This window comes from Domibacillus sp. 8LH (genome assembly GCF_038806185.1).
Taxonomy (GTDB): domain Bacteria; phylum Bacillota; class Bacilli; order Bacillales; family Domibacillaceae; genus Domibacillus; species Domibacillus indicus_A.
The window spans coordinates 1-276 of record NZ_JAVJNG010000119.1 but is presented as its reverse complement, the minus strand read 5'-3'; the positions used below and the strand labels follow the sequence as shown (position 1 = coordinate 276).

Sequence of the window (276 nt, the reverse complement as noted above, 5' to 3'; positions counted from 1 at the left end):
AAGAAGAACCGTACAAAGCAAAAACGGCTTATGATGACCTTTGGGATTTGGATAAAACAACAGACAAAGGAAAACGGTTTGTGAAAAAGCGGAAAAAGTTCCCGCCACATCCAGAAAAAGATTTACTATTATTTATTGAAGAGTACAGCACGGAGCTAGAGGATTGGCAACGCGATATTTTAACTATGATGCGTGAGGAAATGCTTTATTTTTGGCCACAGCTGGAAACAAAGATCATGAACGAAGGCTGGGCTTCGTACTGGCACCAGCGTATTC

General features: G+C 41.3%; 1 protein-coding gene. It reads left to right on the top strand.

Going from position 1 to position 276, the window contains the following annotated elements:
• A partial coding sequence (locus RG959_RS24065; RefSeq protein ID WP_342799295.1) for a SpoVR family protein occupies positions 1-276 on the top strand: 276 nt, incomplete at both ends.